The sequence below is a fragment of the Lacrimispora sp. genome (assembly GCF_047605665.1).
GTDB lineage: Bacteria > Bacillota > Clostridia > Lachnospirales > Lachnospiraceae > Lacrimispora.
Map to the genome: position 1 here is coordinate 132858 of NZ_JASGFH010000007.1, position 25463 is coordinate 158320.

Annotated in this window: 25 protein-coding genes and 1 pseudogene; 12 read left to right on the plus strand and 14 right to left on the minus strand. The window is 46.4% G+C overall.

Going from position 1 to position 25463, the window contains the following annotated elements; genetic code table 11:
• Positions 1 to 274: 274 nt before the first annotated feature.
• The 9 genes from QM657_RS07775 to QM657_RS07815 all read right to left on the minus strand — a co-directional run bounded on the left by QM657_RS07775 (position 275) and on the right by QM657_RS07815 (position 7250).
• The gene (locus QM657_RS07775) at positions 275 to 691 is read right to left on the minus strand and encodes a hypothetical protein (RefSeq protein WP_415066035.1); all 417 of its coding nucleotides are present in this window, start codon (positions 689 to 691) and stop codon (positions 275 to 277) included.
• A gap of 73 nt (positions 692 to 764) precedes the next feature.
• Positions 765 to 1466 (minus strand): DUF4367 domain-containing protein, encoded by a 702-nt coding sequence (locus QM657_RS07780; protein WP_415066036.1) that lies wholly within the window; start codon positions 1464 to 1466, stop codon positions 765 to 767.
• On the minus strand, positions 1463 to 2008 hold the full coding sequence (locus tag QM657_RS07785) for an RNA polymerase sigma factor (RefSeq protein ID WP_415066037.1): 546 nt from the start codon (positions 2006 to 2008) through the stop codon (positions 1463 to 1465). Before QM657_RS07785 ends, QM657_RS07780 begins: the two co-directional genes overlap by 4 nt.
• Before the next feature lie 554 nt (positions 2009 to 2562).
• On the minus strand, positions 2563 to 2892 hold the full coding sequence (locus QM657_RS07790; RefSeq protein ID WP_415066038.1) for a DUF1622 domain-containing protein: 330 nt from the start codon (positions 2890 to 2892) through the stop codon (positions 2563 to 2565).
• A gap of 25 nt (positions 2893 to 2917) precedes the next feature.
• A complete protein-coding gene (locus tag QM657_RS07795) occupies positions 2918 to 4015 on the minus strand; it encodes an ABC transporter substrate-binding protein (RefSeq protein WP_415066039.1) in 1098 nt (365 codons plus the stop codon).
• Positions 4012 to 4818, minus strand: coding sequence for an ABC transporter permease (locus tag QM657_RS07800; RefSeq protein ID WP_415066040.1), 807 nt, complete (start codon positions 4816 to 4818; stop codon positions 4012 to 4014). The genes QM657_RS07795 and QM657_RS07800 overlap by 4 nt, the downstream gene beginning before the upstream one ends.
• Entirely contained in the window at positions 4818 to 5630 is an 813-nt protein-coding gene (locus QM657_RS07805; protein WP_415066041.1) for an ABC transporter permease, read from the minus strand. Before QM657_RS07805 ends, QM657_RS07800 begins: the two co-directional genes overlap by 1 nt.
• The gene (locus QM657_RS07810; protein WP_415066042.1) at positions 5623 to 6699 is read right to left on the minus strand and encodes an ABC transporter ATP-binding protein; all 1077 of its coding nucleotides are present in this window, start codon (positions 6697 to 6699) and stop codon (positions 5623 to 5625) included. Before QM657_RS07810 ends, QM657_RS07805 begins: the two co-directional genes overlap by 8 nt.
• 17 nt (positions 6700 to 6716) lie before the next feature.
• On the minus strand, positions 6717 to 7250 hold the full coding sequence (locus tag QM657_RS07815) for a helix-turn-helix domain-containing protein (RefSeq protein WP_415066043.1): 534 nt from the start codon (positions 7248 to 7250) through the stop codon (positions 6717 to 6719).
• Positions 7251 to 7561: 311 nt separating this feature from the next.
• Here QM657_RS07815 and QM657_RS07820 point away from each other — a divergent pair, with 311 nt between their 5' ends.
• From QM657_RS07820 to rpiB, 3 genes are read left to right on the plus strand one after another with little or no spacing between them, the layout of a single operon-like run.
• Positions 7562 to 8617, plus strand: a complete 1056-nt coding sequence (locus QM657_RS07820) for a lactonase family protein (RefSeq protein ID WP_415066083.1) — start codon at positions 7562 to 7564, stop codon at positions 8615 to 8617.
• Between the two features lie 14 nt (positions 8618 to 8631).
• On the plus strand, positions 8632 to 9735 hold the full coding sequence (gene aroC / locus QM657_RS07825) for a chorismate synthase (protein ID WP_415066044.1): 1104 nt from the start codon (positions 8632 to 8634) through the stop codon (positions 9733 to 9735).
• Positions 9736 to 9767: 32 nt separating this feature from the next.
• Positions 9768 to 10211 carry a ribose 5-phosphate isomerase B gene (gene rpiB / locus QM657_RS07830; protein ID WP_415066084.1) on the plus strand — a complete coding sequence of 148 codons (444 nt, stop codon included), beginning with the start codon at positions 9768 to 9770 and terminating at the stop codon, positions 10209 to 10211.
• Positions 10212 to 10259: 48 nt separating this feature from the next.
• Here the strand turns inward: rpiB and lepB are convergent, their stop codons facing one another.
• Positions 10260 to 10826, minus strand: coding sequence for a signal peptidase I (gene lepB, locus QM657_RS07835; RefSeq protein ID WP_415066045.1), 567 nt, complete (start codon positions 10824 to 10826; stop codon positions 10260 to 10262).
• A gap of 198 nt (positions 10827 to 11024) precedes the next feature.
• On the opposite strand from lepB, the pseudogene glgB reads away from it, so the two are divergent.
• Positions 11025 to 13313 (plus strand): annotated as a pseudogene (gene glgB, locus QM657_RS07840) (1,4-alpha-glucan branching protein GlgB); the annotation flags it as partial.
• A gap of 26 nt (positions 13314 to 13339) precedes the next feature.
• Positions 13340 to 14251 carry a mechanosensitive ion channel family protein gene (locus QM657_RS07845; RefSeq protein WP_415066046.1) on the plus strand — a complete coding sequence of 304 codons (912 nt, stop codon included), beginning with the start codon at positions 13340 to 13342 and terminating at the stop codon, positions 14249 to 14251.
• Between the two features lie 74 nt (positions 14252 to 14325).
• On the opposite strand, the gene QM657_RS07850 is transcribed toward QM657_RS07845, so the two are convergent.
• The gene (locus tag QM657_RS07850) at positions 14326 to 15108 is read right to left on the minus strand and encodes an SIMPL domain-containing protein (RefSeq protein WP_415066047.1); all 783 of its coding nucleotides are present in this window, start codon (positions 15106 to 15108) and stop codon (positions 14326 to 14328) included.
• Positions 15109 to 15473: 365 nt separating this feature from the next.
• Here QM657_RS07850 and QM657_RS07855 point away from each other — a divergent pair, with 365 nt between their 5' ends.
• From QM657_RS07855 to QM657_RS07875, 5 genes are all read left to right on the plus strand, one after another.
• Entirely contained in the window at positions 15474 to 16877 is a 1404-nt protein-coding gene (locus QM657_RS07855; RefSeq protein WP_415066048.1) for an ABC transporter substrate-binding protein, read from the plus strand.
• 76 nt (positions 16878 to 16953) lie between these two features.
• Positions 16954 to 17796, plus strand: a complete 843-nt coding sequence (locus tag QM657_RS07860) for a carbohydrate ABC transporter permease (protein WP_415066049.1) — start codon at positions 16954 to 16956, stop codon at positions 17794 to 17796.
• Positions 17796 to 18644, plus strand: coding sequence for a carbohydrate ABC transporter permease (locus tag QM657_RS07865; RefSeq protein ID WP_415066050.1), 849 nt, complete (start codon positions 17796 to 17798; stop codon positions 18642 to 18644). The genes QM657_RS07860 and QM657_RS07865 overlap by 1 nt, the downstream gene beginning before the upstream one ends.
• Before the next feature lie 27 nt (positions 18645 to 18671).
• Positions 18672 to 20150, plus strand: coding sequence for a 4-alpha-glucanotransferase (gene malQ / locus QM657_RS07870; RefSeq protein ID WP_415066051.1), 1479 nt, complete (start codon positions 18672 to 18674; stop codon positions 20148 to 20150).
• Positions 20151 to 20172: 22 nt separating this feature from the next.
• Positions 20173 to 21216: a LacI family DNA-binding transcriptional regulator gene (locus QM657_RS07875; RefSeq protein ID WP_415066052.1), complete on the plus strand. Its 1044-nt coding sequence runs from the start codon at positions 20173 to 20175 to the stop codon at positions 21214 to 21216.
• A gap of 33 nt (positions 21217 to 21249) precedes the next feature.
• Here the strand turns inward: QM657_RS07875 and QM657_RS07880 are convergent, their stop codons facing one another.
• The gene (locus QM657_RS07880; protein ID WP_415066053.1) at positions 21250 to 21990 is read right to left on the minus strand and encodes a hypothetical protein; all 741 of its coding nucleotides are present in this window, start codon (positions 21988 to 21990) and stop codon (positions 21250 to 21252) included.
• A gap of 150 nt (positions 21991 to 22140) precedes the next feature.
• On the opposite strand from QM657_RS07880, the gene QM657_RS07885 reads away from it, so the two are divergent.
• Positions 22141 to 22671 (plus strand): HD domain-containing protein, encoded by a 531-nt coding sequence (locus tag QM657_RS07885; RefSeq protein ID WP_415066054.1) that lies wholly within the window; start codon positions 22141 to 22143, stop codon positions 22669 to 22671.
• 73 nt (positions 22672 to 22744) lie between these two features.
• Here the strand turns inward: QM657_RS07885 and QM657_RS07890 are convergent, their stop codons facing one another.
• Together QM657_RS07890 and QM657_RS07895 are read right to left on the minus strand one after the other, a co-directional pair.
• Complete coding sequence (locus QM657_RS07890) at positions 22745 to 23218, minus strand: methylglyoxal synthase (protein WP_415066055.1); 474 nt, start codon at positions 23216 to 23218, stop codon at positions 22745 to 22747.
• Positions 23205 to 24452 carry a BTAD domain-containing putative transcriptional regulator gene (locus QM657_RS07895; protein WP_415066056.1) on the minus strand — a complete coding sequence of 416 codons (1248 nt, stop codon included), beginning with the start codon at positions 24450 to 24452 and terminating at the stop codon, positions 23205 to 23207. Before QM657_RS07895 ends, QM657_RS07890 begins: the two co-directional genes overlap by 14 nt.
• A gap of 146 nt (positions 24453 to 24598) precedes the next feature.
• On the opposite strand from QM657_RS07895, the gene srtB reads away from it, so the two are divergent.
• Positions 24599 to 25384, plus strand: coding sequence for a class B sortase (gene srtB, locus QM657_RS07900; protein ID WP_415066058.1), 786 nt, complete (start codon positions 24599 to 24601; stop codon positions 25382 to 25384).
• Positions 25385 to 25463: the final 79 nt, after the last annotated feature.

The following is a 25463-nucleotide window of genomic DNA, read 5'->3' on the forward strand; positions in this document are numbered from 1 at the left end:
ATGTAACAATTCTTAATTGTTTATAAGCTGACTAACATGATATTGGAGATATTTCATATTAAAAACTATATAGTGTCTGTTTTCCTGGTTGTTCTGTCAAAATCAGCATAATAGCTGTTCAGACTTTTAAAATCTTTTTAGCAAAAATTTAAGGTTCCATTCTTTTAAAAGTTTATTTATTTGTGGTAAAAAAAGGGGCCACCACACTAATTAATATAGTGCAGTAACCCAATACTCAGATTTTTCGTGCTTACGAATTTACCCGATACCTTGTTTATTCATAATATCCATAATCAAAGTATTCTGTAGCTGATTCCAATAATGTTGAATTTTTATATGTTGAAGCTGTAACTTTTAAACGATAGTTATAGTTCTTGGCAATTCCATATTCTTTTGTATATGCAATATTCCTGCCCGCACTGGATTCACTCCAACTTTTAATTGTCTTCCAAGAGCCCTCCAATTGCTGTAATTCACATTTTGCCGTCACTTTAGTGACCTCAATTTTATCACTGCTGCAAGCTACCGTTATCTTAGCATAATTCTTATCATCTACTTTCATACGGCCAGTTATCATTGTGAGATATGACCACTGAGGCCCGACCACTGGAGATGCATATGCAGTGATTGAAGATACCGCCAACACCATTAAAAATAAGGATACTAAAAATCTCTTTTTTAAATGTTTCATAAAATCCCTCCTAAAATAATATTCTTTCTATCTTTTACGATTGAAGGGACTGTAATATAACAAAAAGCAAAAATTATTTTATACTTTTCATGATTTTTACAGCTTCTTCATAAGATATAGGACCTGCTAAATAAAACTGTTTATTATCTTTAATCATCAACATTCTGATTTCTTCTTCTTTCTGAACTAAATATGCCTGGTTCCCATCTATTTTAATTTCTGCGGTATCCCCTTCCTCCGTATCAATAGCTATACTGTCTACACTATCGAAAAAAAAGAACGTATATACCTGTTGTTTTTGTTCATTTAAATATTCAATATGAAATTCCCCTTCTTCTTCATGCACTGCCAGTGAGGAAAATCCTTCCGGTTCATAATACGGTTCATATTCTTTATAATTTTCAGTAAGGCCAGTGTTATTCTCCTTATTGAAATTAAATAAAGTCGATTTTTCTTTTATCTCGGTAAAAAAACGGATTATTGGAAGCCGGAATGCCTCCACCTGTGTTACTGAAAATGTACTAATACCAAGAAACAACAAAACCCCTGCGGCCATCTGGTGGAATCTTTTTGTACGCCTGGATTTTTTCTCGGCTTTTTCTGCCATCTTGAATATTTCCCGGATTCTCTTTTCATGTTCCTGCGAGAACACGTGTGGATTCAATATTTTATTGTCACCCTTATATTTTTCCATTTCAATATCATGTTCCAGCTGTTCTTCAAGTGCAAGTTCTAACAGATAATCACTTTTTTTATTTTTAAAATCATCATTCATTTTCCTCCACGCTCCTCTAGTTTCTCTTTCAAGATTGCCTTGGCCCTCATAAATCTCACATTAACATTATACTCACTTATATTCAAGATTTTCCCTGCTTCTTTCGAGCTTAAATGATGAAGTACCTTTAACCGCAGAACATCCTTATATTTATCATCCATCTTATCTATACATGATATTACATCCCGATAATTTTCCATCTCTATGTACAAATCCTCAGTGCTTTTTTCGGTTCGCCGAACTTCAATATCTTTATATAAAACCGACTCGTTCTTATTTTTCCTCAGATAATCAATCGCTGTATTTTTAGTTATTGTAATCATCAGATTCTTGCACCTGGGTTTGTCAATATCTTCTACGTCGATACTATTCAAAATTTCGATTACCTTGATTAAAGACTGTTCAACAATATCTTCTGCATCATGAGAATTTTTCAAGACATCATATGCAACTGAATACATTGTATTTTTGTGCCTTTCATAAATACGTTGAAATTTTGACAAATCCTCTTTACTATCTATTAGGTCAGATAACATTTTCATACTCCCCCATTTGTAATATGCTTTCCTTGCATTATATCAAAGCATTATCACCATTGCAAAGATTTTTACGGTGTACAATATTCATTGATTGTTCTATTTATATAATCATTTGCTTTCTGTATATTTATATTTCTAAATAAGTAAGACAATTTTCAGATGCTAAATATAACAAACTTCGATATAAATTTATAAAACATAACAAAATAATTATAATTAAATCTTATCTATAAAACTGCTATGATACCCGAATACTTGCCGTGTATTGCCAGGAATCAGGGATGATTGTGCTAAGCTGATGGAAATTGATTTTGGAATTCGAATAGTCAAAGAGCTGTTAAGCAGTATTATATCTACACTTAGACGCCTAAGAAAGTATAATCAACACATAATAAATAAAGAAAAATAACATTAAAACGGCTTGGAATGATCTCTCCATCTTTTCCTGATTTAGAACAAAAAAGGAGCGTTGCTCCACAGAAGATTTTTCATCTGTTTTGCAACGCCGCCTCTATTCATCGGACTATCTTATTTCCTGACAGCCACTTCTTTTGTTCTTACTTTACGTCAATTGATTCCTTCTCGATCCTGATTTCCCAATGAATCAGAAAGGTAAGGGCGGCTCTTAAGATGATGATGGCTGCCACCACTGCCACCTCCGATAATTCCCGTACCACAACAGTACGGAGAATCTCGCTTCCCAACTTAAATTCCAGTCCCAGGGCCATACCCTGAGCCAGATTTAAGCGGATATCCATATTGTGTCTGATACTGTCACGGATTCCCCGAATACCTGTGACGATGATTGCAATTACCCCCATAAATTCGAAGAATAAAATGGCTATGTCCACGACTTGCCGCAGAAGTATTTCCATGCTCTCAGCCATAACTGTAACCCTCCCCATCTCTTTTTTAGTTGGACTTTACCTCTTTCCACGCTTCGTTGTAAAGTGAGTCCACATCATTTCCAAGATACTGGAATACTTCACTGTTCTTCAACTTGTCAGAATCCGGGAAAACAGCCTTGTTACTCTGGATTTCCGGGTCTAATAAGTCAAAAGCGCCCTTGTTGGGAGTGGCATAGGTGATGTATTCAAAGTTTTTCTTGGCAATGTCAGGGCGGCAGAGGAAGTTAATCCATTTTTCCGCATTTTCCTTGTTAGGAGCATTGGCAGGGATTACCCAGGAATCCAGCCAGAGATTGGTTCCTTCTTCCGGAATCACGTATTCCAGGGAGTAATCGAGGCCCAGCTCTTCCACTTCATTCTGAATATAAAGCATTTCTCCGGAGTAGATCACGCCTACAGCGGCCTCGCCGCCGATCATCTTGTCACGGACCTGGTCAATGACGTAGGCCTGAACCAGAGGCTTCTGACTGATCAGAAGTTCCTTTGCTTCGTTGATTTCCGCTTCATTGGCGGTGTTCATGGAATATCCCAGAGACTTTAAAGCTACCATAAAGGCGTCACGGACGCTGTCCTGCATCAGGATGTTGTCCTTGAATTTGTCATTCCAAAGGTCAGACCACTTGGTCGGAACGTCTTCCGGTGCCACCAGGCTGGTGTTGTAAAGGATTCCTACGGTTCCCCAGGCGTAGGGCACGGAATACTTGTTTTCCGGGTCAATGCTTTTTGCCATTTCCAGGTACTGAGGGTCGATTTCCTTTAAGTTAGGCACGTTGTCAAAGTTGATTTCTGACAGAAGGTTGTTTTCGATCATTTTCTGAATCATGTAGTCGGAAGGACATACGGCATCGTATTTCACGCCGCCTGCTTCGATGACAGGATACATTTCCTCGTTGGTTTCAAACATATCGTAAACCACCTTGATTCCTGTTTCTTTTTCAAATTCTTCGATGACGGATTCGTCAATATACTCTCCCCAGTTGTAGACGTAAACTTCGCCTGCGGCTCCTGCCTTTGCAGACTGCTTTCCGCATCCGGCAGCAGCAGAGGCAATCATGGCAGCCAGGGAAACTGCGGTCATAACCTTAAATAATCTTTTTTTCATATGGTTGTTCTCCTGTTATTTTTTCTTTTCGGTGCAAAGTTGGTGAGCAGAAGCAGCACTAAAACTGCGATGAAGATGATGGTTGACAGGGCATACATAGATGGCCTGATTCCCCGGCGCACCTCGCTGTAAATCAAGGTGGAAAGGGTGTTGATGCCGGCTCCCTTTGTAAAATGGGTGATGATGAAATCGTCCAGGGACATGGTAAAAGCCAGCAAAAATCCGGAAAGCACACCCGGAAGGATATCCGGGAAAATGACCTTAAAAAAGGCGTAGACCGGAGTGGCGCCCAAATCCATGGCAGCCTCATAAGTGCTCTTATCCGTCTGCTTCAGCTTGGGCATAACGCTCAAAATCACGTACGGAATGTTAAAGGTAATGTGCGAAATCAAAATCGTCTGAAAGCCTAGGGAAATCCCAAAGGCGATAAATGCCAGCATCAGAGAAATTCCTGTTACAATATCCGCATTGAGCATGGGGATGTTTGTAATTCCCATGAGCAAAGACCGCGGCCCCCGGTTCATGCTGTTGATGGCAATGGCTGCTGCCGTGCCGATGATAGCAGCAATGAGGGAGGACAAAAATGCGATCAGCAGAGTGTTGTAAAGGGCTGTCATAATGGTGCTGCTGGCAAAAAGGTCCTGATACCAGCGCAGGGTAAAGCCGCCCCACTGGGTGCGGGATTTGGAGCTGTTAAAGGACAGCACCATCATGGTGGCGATGGGTGCATATAAAAACACCAGAATGATCACCAGGTAAAAGTCCTGGATAAAGCGTTTGATTAAACCAGTTTTTCTTTTCATCAGAATGCTGTTCCCTCCCCGTTCTTGTCATATTTGGCGATGAGGGCCATGCTGATCAGAATGAATATCATCAAGACTAAGGAAAGGCCGGAGCCTAAATTCCAGTTGCTTCCCCTGGTGAACTCCTGCTCAATGACATTTCCGATGAGAAGGATTTTGCTTCCTCCTAAAATGTTTGAGATAACAAAGGTTGTGAGGGCAGGCACAAATACCATGGTGATGCCGCTTACCACTCCCGGAATGCTTAAAGGCATCAGGATGCGCAGCAGAACCTGAAAGGAATTGGCTCCCAAGTCCCTGGCCGCATTGATGACGCTGTCGTCAATTTTGGAAAGGACATTATAAATAGGAAGGACCATGAAGGGCAGGAAGTTGTAAACCATGCCCAGGATAATGGCCCCAGGTGTGTTGATCAGGCTCTGGGTGGGCAGATGAAGGGAAGATAATATCCCGTTGATGACTCCGTTTTTCTCAAGAAGAGTCTGCCATGCCAGGGTGCGCAGAAGAAAATTCATCCACATGGGCAGGATGAAGATAAAAACAATGAAGCTTCCCTGTCCCATGCCTCTGGAGCGAAGAACCAGAGCCAGAGGATAAGCCAGAACCAGGCAGAGAATGGTGCTGATAAAGGAAAGGCCCAGGGAAAGCCACAAAGCTTTTGCGTGTTCTGCCGATCCGATGGAAATGACATTTGCTAAGGTAAAGGCCCCGGACCTGTCGGTGAGGCCGTAGAATACGATCAAAGCCAGAGGGATCAGAATGAAGCCGATCATCCACATGATATAAGGACCTGATAATAATTTCTTACTCATTGATTCCCACGGCCTCCTCATCCTCTGAAGCCGGTTTGTTCATGATCTGGATGTCAAATGGGTCCACATGGATTCCCACCTTCTGTCCCACTGGGAACATGTCTGTGCTGTGGACCAGCCACTCAAAACCGTCGGGAGACTTGACTTCCATTTCATAATGAACGCCCTTGAAAATCAGATGGGTGACAATTCCGGTTAAGGAGCCCTGTTCCGGTTCCACCAGATCAATGTCTTCAGGCCTTATGACCACATCCACCGGGGCGTTGGTTCCAAAGCCCTTGTCCACGCAGACGAATTTGGCATGGAAGATTTCCACCAGCTCATCCCGCAGCATGATTCCCGGCACAATGTTGCTTTCGCCGATGAAGTCGGCCACAAAGGCATTTTCCGGCTCATTGTAGATGTTTTCCGGAGTTCCCATCTGCTGAATATAGCCCTGGTTCATGACCACAATGGTGTCGGACATGGTGAGGGCCTCTTCCTGGTCATGGGTGACGTAGATGAAGGTAATGCCCAGCTCGTTTTTCAGACGGATCAGCTCATACTGCATGTCCTGTCTCAGCTTTAAGTCGAGAGCGCCCAAAGGCTCGTCCAAAAGAAGGACTCTTGGCTCGTTTACGATAGCCCTTGCAATGGCGATACGCTGCTGCTGTCCGCCGCTTAACGAGCTTACGGTGCGGTTTTCAAAGCCGTCTAAGTTGACCAGCTTTAAGGCATATTTGATCTTGTCCTGAATGTAGGACCTGGATTTATTCTTGATTTTTAGGCCAAAGGCGATGTTTTCCGAAATGGACATGTGTGTGAAAAGCGCATATTTCTGGAAAACTGTGTTCAACTGGCGCTTGTTGGGAGGCAGGCCTGTGATGTCCTGTCCGTCAAAGATCACCTGACCTCTGTCCGGGCGTTCAAAGCCGCCGATGATGCGCAGGGTTGTGGTCTTTCCGCAGCCGCTGGGTCCCAGCAATGTGACAAATGTATTCTCCTTGACGGAGAGGTTTAAATCGTCCAGCACCATGGTACCGTCGAAATTTTTCGTGATATTCTGTAAATGAATGAGTGGCTGCCCCATAACCTCTTATCCTCCTGTTAAAAGCTCGGCGGAGAGCTGACCCAGATCAGGGCAGCGCCGGCCTTGCTGCTTAAGTAATGTTTTTTGTCTGATATAAAGTAAAAGGATTCCCCTTTTTTGGCTTTATATGTTTTATTTCCTATATGAATGGAAACACTTCCCTGCAGGACATATCCGAATTCCTCGCCCTCATGGGGATTGTCCGGATAAGTCTGCCCCCCTGCTTCTAACGTGAGGAGAATAGGCTCCATCATGTTTTTCTGCGCATTGGGAATGATCCATTTGATTTCGCTTTTCAGCTCTGCATCGTATTTTTCAAAATAATCAGCCTTGCCGAATACGATCTGTTCCTCCCTGCTTTCGTGAAAGAACTCCGCCGTGGAGGTCCCCAGGCACTGAAGGATGTCCATGAGAGTCGCAATGGAGGGGGAGGTTAAATTTCGTTCCAGCTGGGATATGAACCCCTTGGACAGTTCTGCCCGGTCGGCCAGTTCTTCCTGAGTGAGGCCCTTTAAGACCCTCAGCTCCTTTAATTTTCCACCTATATCCATAAGTTCCTCCTTTGTAAAGCGCCCGTAAGGCAAGACCGGACTAACGGTAAAATTAATTAAAAAGTTTAGTATTAATAAACATGCAGCATGATTCATTATACTGTTTTTTCATTGTATGTCAATAGTTTTTATGGAGGTTTTACGTGAAAAATGTAAAAAATATTGACGGGAAAATGGATACGGCTTATACTTATGGAAATGAGCGCCTTGGGTTTAAAAGGTTTGCTGTGCAACTGTCAACTGTATAGATATTTTCTATACCATAAAAAAGAAATGAGCCCGATAAGCTTATTTCTGCGAGGGAATGTATGATGAAGGGAAAGTATATGGCTTATGTGGGTTCTTACTCCTACAGCGGACAGGCCAAAGGGATTACGGTATATGATGTTGACGTGGAAAAGGGACGTTTTACGGAACGGTGTGAGGTAGAGGTTGACAACGCTTCTTATATCACTTCCTCCAGAGACGGAAGAACCCTTTATTCCATTACAGATACCGGAGTGATCTCCTTCCGAATTCATGAAAACGGATCGATTACAAGGCTTAATTCTGCCAATATAAAGGGAATGAGGGGATGTCACTTATCCATTGACAGCTCTGAAAAATACATATTTGTATCCGGCTATCACGACGGAAAGTGCACGGTGCTCCGGTTGAATACGGATGGTTCCGTAGGTGAGATCGTAACATCCGTATTTCACAAGGGCCTTGGCAGCGTGGCGGAGAGAAACTTTCGGCCTCATGTGAGCTGCTCCAGAAGAACTCCCGACGGAAAATACGTCATGGTGGCGGACTTGGGCATTGACCAGGTGAAGATTTACCGCTTTGATGAAAAGATGGAGGAAATGATTTTGGTTGACGCCATCCGGTGTGAACGGGAATCCGCGCCAAAGTGTTTCCGGTTCAGCTCAGACGGAAAGTTTTTCTATCTGCTCTATGAATTAAAGAATGTCATAGACGTATTCACCTATGAGACGGGAGACCGCCAGCCGAAGATCGAAAAGATACAGACCATTTCCACCACAGGAGCAAAGCGCAGCCAGCTCACTGCAGCCAGCTCCATGCGCATAGCCCACGATGAAAAGCATTTATTCTGCGGTAATGCCGGAGATGATTCTGTTTCAGTCTATAAGAGGGACCCGGATACGGGACTTTTGGATCCCGTATGCTGCCTTCCCATCAGCGGCAGCTATCCAAAAGACGTTACGGCCTTCCCGGATGATAAGCATATCGCTTCCGTCAACCATGAGTCAGGCAGCATCACCTTCTTTACGGTGGACTATGAAAAGGGCCTTCTCATCATGAACGGCAAGGAGTTAAGGGTCAATGAGCCCAACAGCTGCACCATTGTGAAAGTCAGAAATTAAAAGGAGAATGATACATGGCAGGATCAACACTGGGGACAATATGGAAGGTGACAACCTGGGGGGAATCACACGGAAAAGGAGTAGGCGTTGTTGTGGACGGCTGTCCGGCAGGGCTTAAGCTGGAGGAAGGGGATATCCAGGAATACCTTGACAGGAGAAAACCGGGCCAGAGCAGATTTACCACCAAGCGCCAGGAGGGCGACAAGGTGGAGATACTGTCAGGTGTCTTTGAGGGGCAGACGACAGGAGCTCCCATTTCCATGGTAGTATGGAACCAGGATCAGAGGTCTAAGGATTACAGCAATATTATGAATGTCTACCGGCCGGGCCATGCGGATTTTGGCTTTGATGCCAAGTACGGAATCCGGGATTACCGGGGCGGCGGGCGTTCTTCCGGAAGGGAAACCATCGCCAGGGTGGCTGCCGGGGCCATTGCGGCCTGCTTTTTAAAAAGCCTTGGGATCACGGTTACGGCATATACAAAGTCCATCGGACCGTACGATGTCAATCCGGAGCGCTTTGATATAAAGGAACGGGATCAGAACAGCTTTTACATGCCTGACAATGAAACGGCAGCCCTTGCTGCGGAGTACGTGGAGGAGATGATGTCAAAGACCGACTCTGTGGGAGGCGTGGTGGAATGCGTCATCGACGGAGTTCCGGCAGGCCTTGGCGATCCGGTATTTGACAAGTACGACGCGGCTCTTGCGAAAGCGGTCATGTCCATCGGTGCGGTAAAAGGCTTTGAGATCGGAGACGGCTTCCAGGCTTCCCGCGCCTTGGGCTCTGAAAACAACGACAGTTTTTCCGGAAAAGATGAAAGAGGAGCCAAAAAGAGGACCAACCACGCAGGAGGAATCCTGGGAGGAATCAGTGACGGCACCCAGGTCGTGTTCCGGGCTGCATTTAAGCCTACGGCCTCCATCGCCCAGACCCAAAAGACCATAAACCGCCAGGGCGAGGAACTGGAGGTTCAGGTCAAGGGACGCCATGACCCTGTGATTGTTCCAAGGGCAGTGGTGGTGGTGGAATCCATGGCAGCTCTTACGACTGCGGACCTGCTTCTGTCCAATATGGCCTCCAGGCTGGATAAAATCCAGGCCTTTTACGGCTGTTAAGCGCTTACATTTAAAAACGAGGAGAAACGATGATGAAAATTGCAATGGGAAATGACCATACGGCCATAGAGATGAAAAACGAAATCAAGGCATTTGTAGAAGGAATGGGATATGAAGTCCTTGACTTTGGAACGAATGCCACAGAAAGCTGCGACTATCCCAAATACGGAGAAGAAGTAGGACGGGCCGTTGTGGATGGCAAGGCGGACTTGGGAATCGCCATCTGCGGAACCGGAGTGGGCATTTCCTTAGCCTGCAACAAGGTGAAGGGAGTCCGGGCCTGCGTATGCAGCGAGCCTTATACGGCCAAGCTTTCCAGAATGCACAACGATTCCAATGTGCTCTGCTTCGGAGCCAGGGTCATCGGCGTGGAAATGGCAAAGATGATCACTGAGGAATGGCTGAAAGCCAGCTATGAAGGCGGAAGACATCAGCGCCGTGTGGATATGCTGGCAGAAATTGAAAACAGGTGTTGAAAAACAATCAAAAACGCAGGCAAAGGATGAGCTTTGGCCTGCGTTTTTTTAATTGATTTTATTGATTGAGGGGAAATAGCGGAACAGGACTTTGGCGATGATCTTATCTTTTTCCACGTATTTGTTCTTCCAGCGTCTGGCATCCGCGGAGAAGTTCCGGTTGTCGCCCAGCATGAAGTAGCTGTTTTCCGGCACCTCGAAGTGGGCGTCAGGCTCAGGCTCCATGGGTTCCGGCAGATATGGCTCTTCTAAGGGAGCATCGGAATTGTTCAAATACACCTTTCCGCCTTTAATGTCGATGACATCTCCCGGAAGTCCGATGACCCGCTTTACATAATAAGTCTTTCCGGTGGGGTCGTCGGGAAAATGGAAGATGACCACGTCACCCCGCTGGGGATCGTCAAAATAATAGGACAGCCTGGAGCCGATAACCCGGTCCTTTGCCATAATGGTCTGTTCCATGGACCCGGTAGGCACTCTGCTGTTCGCAATAATAAAGTTATTGAGCAGGAATGCGATGACAGCGGCTGTGAGGATGATCTTGACCCAGCTTATAATCTCTTCCCTCCAGCTAAATGTCCCCTGTTCTTTTTGTGTGTCTTCGTTTCTTTTCATGATATTTCGCTTCCCTTCCTGATGGTTCCATAACAAAGTTTAAATGAGATTGATTTATTACGCAAGGGGTTTCACAAAATGGTAAGAAAATATTCACAATCTCTTTGGAAAAGGATTCCAGTATTGGGGAAATCTATTGAAAATTACCTGTCTCAATGATAAAATATTTTTATCAGGAAGGACTAGGAGGAGCAATGAATGGACAAAAAATTATATGATCTGATGGATTGGGCCGGAATTGAGGAAATCGTGTATTCCGAAGCTACCAATCCTCATGGGCTTCTGGGGCCTCATGTGACAAAGGCGGGCCTTTTGATTCAGGCATTTATTCCGAGCGCATCAAAGATAACCGTTAAAACCAGGGAAGACGGGAAGGAATATCCCATGGAGCAGGCAGATGAGGCAGGCTTTTATGCCGTACTCATTCCGTCTAAGACCGTTGTGGATTACACCCTGCTGGTAACTTATGACAATGATGTGCAGGAAGAGCTTTTTGATCCCTATTCCTTTGATTCCAACTATACAGCGGGGGATTTGAAAAAGTTTGAGTCAGGAATTCATTACGGCATTTATGAAAAGATGGGAGCTCATCCCATGAAGATGGGTCAGGCGGAAGGCGTGCATTTTTCCGTATGGGCCCCCTGTGCCATGCGTGTCAGCGTGGTGGGAGATTTTAACCTCTGGGATGGCAGGCGCCACCAGATGAAACGGCTTGGGGATTCCGGGATTTTTGAACTGTTTGTTCCGGGCCTTAAGATTGGAACCATTTACAAATATGAAATCAAGCATACGAATACCGATGTCCAGCTAAAAAGCGACCCCTATGGAAATTACTGCGAGCTGCGCCCTGCCAGCGCTTCTGTTGTGTGGGATATTGGAACATACCAGTGGAGCGATCAGGAGTGGATGAAAAAACGGGCAAAGAGCAGTGCAAAGCAGCAGCCCATGTCCATTTATGAAGTTCATTTGGGCTCATGGCTTCGCAGGGAACCGGAGCTGGATGAGGCCGGAAAGCCCGTTGTCGGCTCTGAATTTTATAATTACCGTGAAATTGCTGAAAAGCTGGCGGAATATGTGATGGATATGGGGTATACTCATATAGAGGTGCTTCCTGTCATGGAACATCCTCTGGATGCTTCCTGGGGGTATCAGGTGACAGGTTATTACGCGCCTACCAGCCGCTATGGAACGCCTGATGATTTCATGTATTTCATGGATTACATGCACAAGCAGGGAATCGGCGTGATTTTAGACTGGGTTCCGGCCCATTTCCCAAGGGACAGCTTTGGACTGGCAAACTTTGACGGGACCTGTGTCTATGAGCACAAGGACCCCAGACAGGGAGCCCATCCTCATTGGGGAACCTTGATCTATAATTACGGCAGGCCTCAGGTGAAAAACTTCCTCATTGCCAATGCGCTTTTCTGGGCGGAAAAATACCATGCAGACGGAATCCGCATGGATGCAGTGGCTTCCATGCTGTATCTGGACTACGGCAAGAATCCGGGAGAGTGGGTCCCCAATATTTACGGAGGCCATGAAAATCTGGAGGCAGTGGAATTCTTAAAGCACTTGAATTCCATATTTAAGGGGCGTAAGGATGGGGCGGTTCTCATTGCAGAGGAATCTACCTCATGGCCCAAGATCACGGCTGATGTAAAGGAAGACGGTCTGGGCTTTGACTATAAGTGGAATATGGGCTGGATGCACGACTTTACCGGGTATATGCAGTGCGATCCGTATTTCAGAAGGCACCACTACGGAGAGTTGACCTTCAGCATGCTGTATGCTTACAGCGAAGATTTCATTTTAGTGTTCTCCCATGACGAGGTGGTACATGGAAAAGGCACCATCATGGGCAAGATGCCGGGAGAGGATTTAGAGGAAAAGGCCGCCAATTTAAAGGCTGCCTATGGCTTTATGACAGGTCATCCGGGCAAAAAGCTTCTGTTCATGGGCCAGGAATTCGGCCAGATCCGGGAATGGAGCGAAAACAGGAGTCTGGACTGGGATATTCTGGAGTATCCTCTTCACAGCCAGGTAAAAGACTATGTAAAGGCCTTAAACCTCCTTTATACGAGCCAGCCTGCCCTGTATCAGTTCGACTCTGATCCTGAGGGCTTTGAATGGGTGGAGTGTACGGATTCTGAGAACAGTATTATCGCATTTTTGAGAAAGACGAAGAAAAAAGAGGAAACGCTGCTCTTTGTCTGCAACTTTGATACCATTGCCCATGAGAAATTCCCTGTGGGAGTTCCCTTTGAAGGCAAATATAAGGAAATCTTAAACAGCGACGCCGCTGTCTTTGGAGGAGAAGGCCGGGTGAATGCCAGGGTGAGAACTTCCAAGAAGAAAGAGGCAGATGAAAGGCCCAATTCCATTGAAATAACTGTGGCGCCTTTAAGTGTGATGGTGTTTACGTGTACGCCTGAAAAGAGAAAACAGGCCACTGTGAAGAAAGCCGAAAAGACAAAGTCTCCGGCAAAAGTGAAAGAGAGAGGAGTCTCTAAGTAATGATATTTGCTTCCATTTCCACCGTACTTCCGGAAGAATCCCTGGCAGAGCTGCAAAAGGAGGTTCAGGAAAACTTAAACCAGTTAAAGCCCAATGTCCTTATGGAGACCATAAAGGGCTGGCTTCCTGAGCTGATCGCCTTTGGAATCAAGCTTTTGATCGCATTGATCATACTGTTTGTGGGCTCCAGGGTTATCAAACTCATTTATCGAATGATGAACCGTTCTTTCGTAAAGATGGATATGGAGATCAGCTTAAAGAAATTTTTGCTGTCCGTATTAAAGGCCTTCCTTTACTGTCTGCTGGGATTTATCATAGCAGGGCAGATCGGCATTAATTCTGCGTCCATACTGGCAGTGCTGGGTTCTGCCAGTATTGCCATAGGCCTGGCGGTCCAGGGCAGTCTGGCTAATTTTGCAGGCGGGGTGCTGATCCTGCTCATGAAGCCTTTCCGGGTAGGGGATTACATTATCGCCAAAGACGGGGAGGGAACGGTCCGGACCATTGGTCTGGTCTATACGGTGTTGACCACCATTGACAACAGACAGGTGGTCATTCCAAACGGAACCCTTTCCAACTCGGCCTTGACCAATGTGACTGCCATGGAAAAGCGGAGAGTGGATATTGTCATCGGCATTGGATATGATTCTGATTTAAAGAAAGCAAAAGAGATCATGGAAAGAATTTTCCGGGAGCAGGAAGGGATTTTAAAGGAAGAGCCTGTGGAAGTCTTTGTCAGCGAGGTGGCTCAGGGAGCCGTCATGCTGGGAGGCAGAGGCTGGACTGCAACGAGTGATTTCTGGACTGCCCGCTGCGGGATCATGGAGCGGGTCAAGACCTCCTTTGATGAGGCGGGAATTGAAATTCCCTATAACCGGATGGAAGTGCAGGTCAAGGAACGGCATTCCTGATATAGAAAGAATGGTATAAAAGAGGCGCCGCCATGTGATATGGGGCGCCTTTTCTGACCTCTTTTGGTTCTCTCTTATTTTATCTTATACGTAACCTTAACCTGTGCTTCCACGCCGATCTGGCCGGGTTCCACGACCACGGACTTAAGAGCTTCTGCCTTGGCGGCTCCGTCTCCTGCCATGCCGATATATCTGACATTCTGATAAGTAACCTGTTCTTCTACATAGACTACATCGCCCAGGGAAGAACCGCTGGCTTCTGCAATGACCTCTGCTTTTAACTTAGCGGAGGCAACGGCCTTTTTAAGAGCGCTCTTGTAGGTTTCGTCGTATTTGCTGGAAAGATAGCTGACGCCTTCAATGCTGTTGATTCCTGCCTCAATGCTGGAGGAAAGCATGGTTCCTACTTTATCGAGGGCAATATCGGATACGGTAATGCTGGTGCGCATCTGATAACCGATGATGGTCTGCCCTGTTTCCTTCCAGTCATACATGGGCTCTAAGCCGTAGCCTGAGGTCTGGATGGAAGTATCGGCAATGCCGAAGTTCTTCAAAAATTCAATGACCTTTGCGGTGTCTGTGCTGTTTTTCTCCTGGCACTTCTGGGGGTTGCCATCCTGGGTGATCACGGCAAAGGTGACCTGAGCCATATCAGGAACTACTTTAATTGCTTCTGAACTAAAAACCTGAACGGTCTTTCCTGACAGGGCATCAATGGAAGCTGCACCTGTCTGTGGATTGGATGCAGTGACGCTGGCCGCTGAAGCGGAAAGGTTTTCTGCCTGGCTGCAGGCTGTTATGCTGAGTGCTGCGGCTGCAATAAGAGCGGCAGCCAATGGTTTCTTTATTTTTCTCATAAATATTTCCTCCTTTATTTTCATGATTCTATTGTACCGGAAAATTTCAAATTAAGTCTTTCTTTTATCTTAACATTCCAGGTCGAAATTCATAGATTTTATTTACAAAAATTCCGGAAAATGGAACAGCAGCTCCTTCCTGACCAAAACAATAATAAAAGGAAGGAAAAGAGGACAAAATGTATATAATACGTACAACCGGCATAGGAAACATACGGAGAAAAAATAAAAGAGTAAAATATCTCATAAAACTATTGCATTTCTTTGTGCAATATGCTATTGTAATGACATAAGGTATTGGAAACGTTACCGAAATCGTTACCGACAGGTTTCGGCATGTGCGCAGAGCACGGAAGGAGGATATTATGAAATTAGGAAAACTGGCGGCAATCACTTTGGCAGCAGCTATGGCAGCCGGAACCCTGATGGGCTGTTCTTCCGGAAATTCCGGAGGAAATGCAGGAGGGGAACAGAAAACCACCCAGGCAGGTGAAACCAAAGCCGCAGGAGAGACCCAGGCAGCAGCAGAGGGAAAAGGACAGATTTATTACTTGAACTTTAAGCCGGAAGTAGCAGACATCTGGACAGAGCTGGCTGAAAAATATACGTCAGAAACCGGAGTTCCCATGAAGGTTCAGACCGCAGCAGCAGGAACTTACGAGCAGACCTTAAAATCAGAAGTGGCAAAGAAGGAACCGCCCACACTGTTCCAGATCAACGGACCCATCGGCTACAAGTCCTGGTCCAAGTACACCAGGGATTTAAAGGATTCCGCTATTTACAGCCATCTGGTTGATAAGGATATGGCAGTTAAAGACGGCGGCAGCGTTTACGGCATTCCTTATGTAGTGGAAGGATACGGAATCATTTACAACGATGCCATTATGCAGAAATACTTCGCCCTGGACGGCGCAAAGGCAAAATCCATGGATGAAGTGAATAACTTCGCAGCCTTAAAGGCAGTTGTTGAGGATATGCAGGCCAGAAAAGCGGACCTTGGAATTGAAGGCGTGTTCGCCTCCACCTCCTTCGCTCCCGGCGAGGACTGGAGATGGCAGACCCATCTGGCAAACCTTCCTGTTTATTATGAATATAAGGATGGAAACGTAGCTGATAAGGATGCCCTTGACTTCACCTATTCCGATAACTACAAAAACATTTTTGACTTATACATCAACAATTCCTGCACCGATCCCAAGATGGTAGGCGCCAAGACGGTTGAAGACTCCATGGCGGATTTCGCTCTGGGCAAGGCAGCTATGGTACAGAACGGAAACTGGGGCTGGGGTCAGGTTTCAGGAGTAGAAGGAAACACTGTTAAGGAAGAAAACGTGAAATTCCTTCCTATCTACACTGGAGTCAGCGGAGAAGAAAAACAGGGTCTCTGCATCGGTACAGAAAACTTCTTCTCCATCAACGGCCAGGCAAAGGAAGAGGATCAGCAGGCTTCCCTGGATTTCCTGGAGTGGCTCTTTACCTCTGATACGGGAAAAGATTATGTGACCAACAAGCTGGGCTTTATCGCTCCCTTTGATACTTTTGCAGAAGATGAGAAACCAACCGATCCTCTGGCAAAGGAAATTGACCGGTACATGAACAACAGCGATTTATACTCTGTTACCTGGAACTTCACTTCCTTCCCAAGCCAGACTTTTAAGGACAATTTCGGCGCTTCCCTTCTTCAGTACACTCAGGGCGGCAAGGAGTGGACCGCAGTGGTTGAGGATATGAAGGCAGACTGGGCCAATGAAAAGGCTATGACAAAATAACACAGATGAAATGGGAGATGGGTGAGAGCGGGGAAATGTCTCACCCATTTTCCATAGGAAGAAAGGAGGGCCTGCCATGCAGAAGACGATGAAACGGTATTTTCCGCTTTTTGTTCTGCCCACACTGGCTGCATTCACCATTGCATTCCTGTACCCTTTTATCATAGGCATTTACTTATCTTTTACGGAGTTCACCACGGTAAAGGATGCGGACTGGGTTGGAATATCAAATTATAAAAAGATATTTATGGATCAGAATTTCGTGAATGCTCTGGTGTTCACGGTGAAATTTACGGTTGTGTCGGTGGTGACCATCAATGTACTGGGATTTCTGCTGGCATACGTCCTCACAAGAGGGATTAAAGGGACTAATTTATTCCGTACGGTATTTTTTATGCCCAACTTAATCGGCGGAATCGTGCTGGGTTATATCTGGCAGCTTCTGTTAAACGGTATTTTAGCCAGGTTTGGGGTCACCCTTTCCTTTGATGCCAGGTACGGCTTCTGGGGGCTGGTGATTTTGATGAACTGGCAGTTGATCGGTTACATGATGATCATTTACATCGCAGGACTGCAGAATGTTCCGGGAGAGCTGATTGAGGCGGCAAAGATCGACGGGGCCGGAAGGTTTCAGATATTGGGAAAGATCATGGTTCCCATGGTCATGCCTTCCTTTACCATCTGTCTGTTTCTGACCCTGACAAATTCCTTTAAGCTCTTTGACCAGAACCTGGCGCTGACCGCCGGAGGGCCGGGAAGACAGACCAGCATGCTGGCTCTTGATATTTACAGCACATTTTACGGAAGAGTGGGCTGGGAGGGTGTAGGCCAGGCAAAGGCCACAGTGTTCTTTCTCATGGTGGCGCTCATTTCCCTGACCCAGCTCTTCCTCACAAGGCGTAGGGAGGTGGAAAGCTGATGGATAACAAAGAAATGGAAGTGAGCAAAACCACGGGAACGGTTCTCACCGTATGTCTGACCGCCCTTTCCCTTGGATTTTTGTTTCCGGTTGTGCTGGTTTTGATCAACTCCTTTAAGAGCAAGCTTTTTATCAGCAATGCGCCTTTTCAGCTTCCCAATGGGGACACCTATGTAGGCCTTGCCAATTATACGGAGGGCATACGGAAAACAGGATTTTTCCAGGCATTTGGCCGCTCGCTCTTTATTACGGTGGCTTCCGTTGCCGTCATCATCCTGTTTACCTCCATGACAGCCTGGTTTATAACCAGGGTGAAGTCCGTATTTACCAGCCTTTTGTATTACGTGTTTGTGTTCGCCATGATCGTGCCTTTCCAGATGGTCATGTTCACCATGTCCAAAACAGCCAATGATCTGTACTTGAATTCCATGTACGGACTGGTCCTTCTCTACCTGGGTTTTGGGGCCGGGCAGGCGGTGTTCTTATTCTGCGGCTTTGTAAAGGCTATCCCTCTTGAAATCGAGGAAGCGGCCATGATTGACGGCTGTTCTCCCCTTCAAACTTACATTAACGTGGTATTTCCCATGTTAAAGCCTACGGCAGTGACGGTTGCCATCTTAAATTCTATGTGGATTTGGAACGATTATCTTCTTCCCAGCTTGATTCTTCCGCAGGAAAAAGGTACAATACCTATGGTCATCCAGAATTTAAAGGGAGGCTATGGTTCCATTGACATGGGAGCCATGATGGCGATGCTGGTTCTGGCCATCCTTCCCATCGTTGTATTTTATTTGAGCTGTCAGAAATACATCATTAAGGGCGTGGCTGCAGGCGCAGTGAAGGGTTAGAAAACAAACAGAAAAAGGAGACTGGTTATGCGGGAATGTGGTATATTGCTTCCGGTTGCAAGCCTGCCGTCAAAGTACGGGATCGGAGCATTTTCAAAAGAGGCATATGAATTTATTGATCGGTTAAAGCAGGGGGGACAGCATTACTGGCAGATTCTTCCTTTAGGCCCTACAGGCTACGGAGATTCCCCTTATCAGTCATTTTCCGCATTTGCGGGGAATCCTTATTTCATTGATTTAGATGAGCTGGTAAAGGAAGGGCTTCTTTTGACAGAGGAATGTGAAGCCGTTGATTTTGGAGATAATCCAAGGGATATTGATTATGAAAAGATGTATTATAACCGTTTTCCTCTGCTGAGGAAGGCTTATGGACGGTGGAAAGACCAGGGCCATACAGGGGAGGAAGCGAGGGCTTCTTTAAGTGAGGAAACCGCCGGATACTGTTTTTATATGGCAGTGAAGAACCACTTTGAAGGGAAGAGCTGGATTCTCTGGGATGAGGATATCCGCCTCAGAAGCGAGGAAGCGGTTTTAAAATATGAAAAGGAATTGGCGGATGAGATCGGCTTTTACGGCTTTCTCCAGGTGAAGTTTGAGGAGCAGTGGTCCCGGTTAAAGTCGTATGCTAATGAAAAAGGGCTTCGCATCATCGGTGACATCCCGATCTATGTGGCCTTTGACAGCGCGGATTCCTGGTTTCATCCGGAGCTGTTCCAGTTTGATGACAACTGCAATCCTGTTGCAGTGGCAGGCTGCCCGCCTGACGGATTTTCCGCTACGGGACAGCTTTGGGGAAATCCCCTTTACCGCTGGGATTACCATGGGAAAACAGGGTATGAATGGTGGTTAAAGCGTATGGAGTACAGCTTCCGTCTCTATGACGTGGTGAGAGTGGATCATTTCCGGGGCTTTGACGAGTATTATTCCATTCCGGCCACCAATGAAAATGCCGTAGGCGGCTGGTGGGAAAAAGGGCCTGGAATTGCCATCTTTGACCGGATGAAAGAGAAGTTCGGCAAGCTGGATATCATTGCTGAGGACCTGGGGTTTTTGACTCCGTCCGTGTTAAAGCTGGTAAAGGACACCGGCTTTCCAGGCATGAAGGTGCTGGAATTTGCCTTTGATTCCAGGGAGGAGAGCGACTATCTGCCTCACAATTACAGCAGCGACTGTGTGGTCTATACGGGTACTCATGACAACAACACCTTAAAAAGCTGGTATGAGGAAATGTCTTATGAAGACAGGCTGTTTTCCGTGGATTATATCGGCAACGGAAGAACGCCCAGAGAGGAAATCCACTGGGATTTCATCCGTCTGGCCCTTGCCAGTGTAGCCAGGCTGGCGGTGATCCCCCTTCAGGATTACCTGGGGCTGGGAGAAGAAGCCAGGATTAACGAGCCTTCCACTCTTGGAAAGAACTGGAGATGGCGCATGATTTCCGGGGAAATGACAGAGGAACTTGCGGAGAAATGCAGAAAGATTGCCAGGCTTTACGGCAGGGTGTGACGAAAGGAGATGAGTATTTCTGATGGAGTCCATAAATATAAAGGACATTGCCAGGATATGCGGAGTTGGAATCAGCACTGTGTCCAGGGCTATTAACAACCATCCGGACATCAATCCGGAGACAAAAAACATGATTCTGCAGGTGATCAAGGAGAATAATTACATCCCCAACAACAGCGCCCGGAACTTAAAGCGCACCGATTCCAAAGCTATTGCAGTCTTGATCAAGGGCATCAGCAATCCCTTTTTTGGCAAGATGATCCGGATTTTTGAAGAGGAGATTCAGAAAAAGAAATACTCATTTATCCTGCAGCGTGTGGAAGAGCGGGAGGATGAAGTGGAGGTTGCCTTAGAGCTGATTAAGGAGAAAAAGCCGAGGGGAATTGTATTCCTTGGAGGCTACTTCTCCCACAGTAGAGAAAAGCTGGAGCAGCTCACGGTTCCCTACGTCCTCAGCACTGTGGGCATGACCGAGTACCTTGATGAATCCCCGGCCTTTTCCTGCGTGTCAGTGGATGACTTTGCAGAGAGCCGGAAGCTGGTGAATTATTTATGCGGGCTGGGCCATAAGAAGATATTGATTCTGGCGGCATCTTCTGATGATGAAAGCATTGGCCGCCTTCGTCTGGAAGGGTATAAGAAAGCGCTTGAAGACAACGGCATTGTCTGGAGTCCGCAGCTGGTGATGCACTCAGAAGGGTGCGGCGAATCCTACACCATGGACAACGGCTACCAGATGATGAACCGGGTGCTGGATAGAAAGCTGGACTTTACGGCTGTGTATGCCATTTCAGACAGCATTGCCATCGGAGCCTGCAAGGCTATTTTTGAACACGGGAAACGGATTCCTGAGGATTATTCTGTGGCAGGTTATGACGGCCTGGACATCGTTCATTATTACAATCCGGCTATTACCACCATACGGCAGCCGGTGGAGGAAATCGCAGAGGCCACCATCCGGATTTTATTCGATGTGATCCGCAATCAGGCGGAGCACCAGAAAAAAGTGTTTAAGGGCCAACTGGTCATTGGAGAATCCACAAGAGAATACGTTTCAACCAAATAAAAACAGGAGGAGGCGGTTTTAAACCGCTTCCTCCTATTGTGCTTTTGCCGTTTCAGCTTCTGTTGCCGTTTCGGCTTCTGCTGCCGTTTCCGTTTCTTCTTCGGAATCTTCGACGCTTTCTCCCTCTGGGGTAAAGGTTTTGTGCATCTCATTTCCGATCTTGTCCTTTGCGTTGACGGTCAGATTTTCTTTTTTGATTTCAAAGGTGATGAGGCCCGTGCTCCTGTCAATGGAAAGGGGCAGGATATCAGGGTTGTCCTCATCAGAGGCATAGATAGAAGAAAAGTCCACGCCTGACTGGGTATCCTCTAAGAAGAAGGAAAGGACTCCTTCGTCAAACCGGATTTCCTTCATGGAAGGGGGAGTGTCATCCAGCACATTGACCTGCTCATACAGGATGTTTTTCATCTGGTTTAAGCTGGTCAGCTTTATTTCAAGCACTCCGTTGTTGGTGAGGACTGCTGTGTAGGACTTGGAGCCTGTTTTTGTGGCCTCAACGGGAGTTCCGTCTAAAGCCATTTCCATGGAGGTGATGGGAAGAAGAGAGCTGATCCGCAGTTCCATGGTGGTGGAAATATAGTCCTTGCTTTCGCTTATCATGACCTCGCCCTTTGGCCTGGAGGTCACCAGCAAAAAGATCAGGCCGTTTATAACCAGAAACGGCAGGACATAAAACAGGAGAATTGTCAGGAAGCTGCTGCGCCCGCTGCCCTTTTTGTAGCCGGAGCCTGTTTTCCTGCGGTTGGATCTGGATTGGTTGTTATAGTGGTTCATACTGGTTTGCGTTCCTCCTGATAGTTTTTACGTTTCTAAGCATATCAGAAAATCAGGTTTCTTACAAGATTAACTGTTAAATCGTAATAATTTGTGATAAGATAGAAACTGGAAGTATGTCTGAGAAAGAAACTGAAGAGGAGATGCAGTATGGTGGAAAAAGCCGTTGCATTGGCAACCAGAGCCCATGAGGGGACTTTTCGGAAAGGGACCAGGATTCCCTATATCGTCCATCCCTTGGAGACAGCAGTGATTGTTTCCCTTATGACAGAAGATGAAGAACTGATCTGCGCTGCCATTCTTCACGATGTGGCAGAGGATGCAGGAATTACGGAGGAAGAGCTGCGGGCAGAATTCGGCCCCCGTGTGGCAGAATTTGTGATGGCGGAAACAGAGGACAAGACCAGATGCTGGAAGGAGAGAAAGGGCGCCACCTTAATTCATTTGGAGACGGCCTCTAAGGAAACCAAGATACTGGCTCTGGCGGACAAGCTGAGCAACTTGCGGACAACGGCAAGAGATATCCTGCTGGTGGGGGAAAAGGTCTGGGAGCGCTTTAATGAAAAAGACAAGTCAGAACACGCCTGGTACTATAAAGGAATTGCAGAGCGCCTGACAGAGCTGGAAGGACTTCCTGCTTATGAAGAATATAAGATGCTGTGCAGACAGGTGTTTGGATAGATTATAAAAAAACAACGATGAGGCAGCCCCGGTTTTTTGCCGGGGGCTGCCTCATTTTACTTTAAAGAGATTCCTACAGAGTTTTGGCCCTGTCTGAAATATTTTTATTGAAATTAATGACCTGATGCTCATAAGTGGATTCCATGAGCGGGGAGGAGATGATGAAATCCGCCGCTGATCTGGAACAGGCCATGGGAATGTCATAGACCTGGGCAATGCGCAGAAGGGCTTTTACATCCGGGTCATGGGGCTGGGCAGTTAAGGGATCGGAAAAGAAGATCACCAGGTCAATGCCGCCTTCCACGATCTTTGCGCCGATCTGCTGGTCTCCGCCTAAGGGGCCGCTGTTATAGCCCTTTACGGAAAGGCCGGTCTGGTCGGTGATCATCCGGGCCGTTGTGCCGGTGCCGCAGAGAATGTGGTTTTCCAAAATCGCCTTGTGCTGTCTGCACCACTCGATGAGGGTCTGCTTTTTGTTGTCATGGGCGATGAGTGCGATGTTCTTTTTCTTCTTTAACGTGAGTGTTACGTATTCATCCTGTAACATCAGAAGCCTCCTTTGCTTTTGCTTTCGAACCGGTTGGAACGGGAGCAATGCTCTGCAGGGAATAGGTGATGGAGAGGTCCTTTCTGGAATACTCCTTCTTAAAGGTCTGAACAATCCGCTTTAAAACCATTTCCCCGTTTTCATAAGTGGCGGTGGGTAAAAGCATTAAGTACTGGCTTACACTGTACCGGGTATATACATCTCCCCGGCGGAGTGAGCTGCGTATGGATTCGCCCAGCTCGTCCATGGCTCTGGCCTGGACTGCCGGCTTTAAAAGCTCTCCTTTTAAGTTGCTGATGGTCAAAAGGCATAAGAAGACGGAATCTCCGGTTCTTTCTGAGCCTCTTGTTTCCAACTGGTAAATATCCTTAAATACGGAAGGCTCGCAGAAAAATGCGCCGCTGTCTGAGTTTCCTTCCAGCAGGGCTTCCTGTATGGTGCCCAGGTCCATGGTGATTCCGTGCTTTTTGTCGCTGATCACCTTGTAAAGCTCCTTAAACTGGGCGGAGGGAGTGATGGAAAATTCGTTGTAGAACATGTCCGTCACCCGCTGGTAATGCTCCATGGCTTTCATCTGGTTTCCGCTCTGGAACAAGGCGTAAGTCAAGTAATAGTGAGCGTCTTCCAGATAGGGATCAATGGCAATGGCCCTCTGGCATACATCGATGATGGAAGGAAAGTCCGTTCTTTTATCCAAAAGGATGAGGGTCTTATGAACCAGCTTGCGGTAAAGGCTGTGATAATGGGTGTGAATGGGAATGACCCAGGACTCCCACTCAGATTTTGGAAGAAAGGTACCCTTGTACAGATCAAAGGCTTCCTGGCAGACAGATAAAAGGGCGTCTTCGGAAAGGGCGCCATTTTCCGTACGGAGGCACAGCTCCTCAAAGCGGTCTGTATCACAGACTGTGGTGAACTCCTTGGTCCAGCCATAGGTCTTGCGGTTTTGGACAACCAGCTCATGAGTAGGATATCCCAGCGGCTCCAAAAGCTTGCGCACCCGAAACATCAGGGTCTTTAAGGCCCCGGCCGGATTGTTGCTGGCATCGTCTTTCCAGAATAAGTCCATCAGCTCTTCCACCGGGATGTCCCGGTCCCGGAAAATGATGAGATATTCCAGAAGGCTCCACGGTTTTTTTGCCTGATTGTTTTGGTCTATGATCACTTTGTCTCCAATTGATATGGAGAAGCCCCCCAGCATATTTACATAAATGATAGATTCTTGATTGTTCATAAACATCTCCGTGTTTGTATTTTCTCTCCTAGTATATAGAAAAATCGTGAAAAAGTCTAGGGCTGCCATAGAAAAGATTGTGATTATTATAAAAATAATGTATACTGGTAGCAGCTTCAAATTTATAAAGAAAGAAGGGAGCAGCCATGAAAAAGAAAAAATTAGCCATTTTTGTTCTTATATTAGGTGTCCTCTTTTTTGCTGTCGGAGTGGGCGGTCTCTACTCTGAGCATTTAAGAAGAGTGCGGGCCCAAAAGCAATATGAAAGCCTGGCAGCCTTAGCCAGGGAAAGCACTGTCCCGGAAACAGAGGCCCCGACAGAGACGGTCCCGGAAACAGAGGAAATCAAGGAGACAGAAAGATACGTTTCTCCGATCCAGTTTGAGGAACTGGCAGCCATCAATCCCGATGTAAAGGGCTGGCTCAGGGTGGAGAATACATCCATTGACTATCCCATTGTCCAGACCGATAACAATGAAACTTATCTGGATACGGATTTTGAAGGAAATCACAGTGTGGCGGGAGCCATTTTCCTGGATTTTGAAAGTGAACCGGATTTTTCCGGCAGGCATAACATTTTATATGGGCATCATATGAAGAACGGGACCATGTTCAAGGACATTGTCAAGTACAAGGAAGAGGCGTATTTTAAGGAGCATCAGAAGATTACGGTCTATCTTCCGGATCGGGAAATTCACTTAAAGCCCATCGCAGTTCTTTATACGGCTCCAGTGGGAATCCGCCGTATGACCAAGTTTGACACGGAAGAGAGCTTTCAAAAGTATGTGGTGAATATGACAGAGGGAGGCCTTGTCATGGATATGCCGGAGGAGCAGCCCGCAAGGCTTTGGTCCTTTGTGACATGCAGCTATGAGTTTAACGATGCACGTACCATTCTCTATGCCGTTGAAGTGCCGGAGGTTGAAAAATAGGCTGTGCTGTGGTATATTAAAGCCGCCTGTTATTTTGAAATAAAAAAGATAATTTCTGATAAGCTGCAGTACATATATT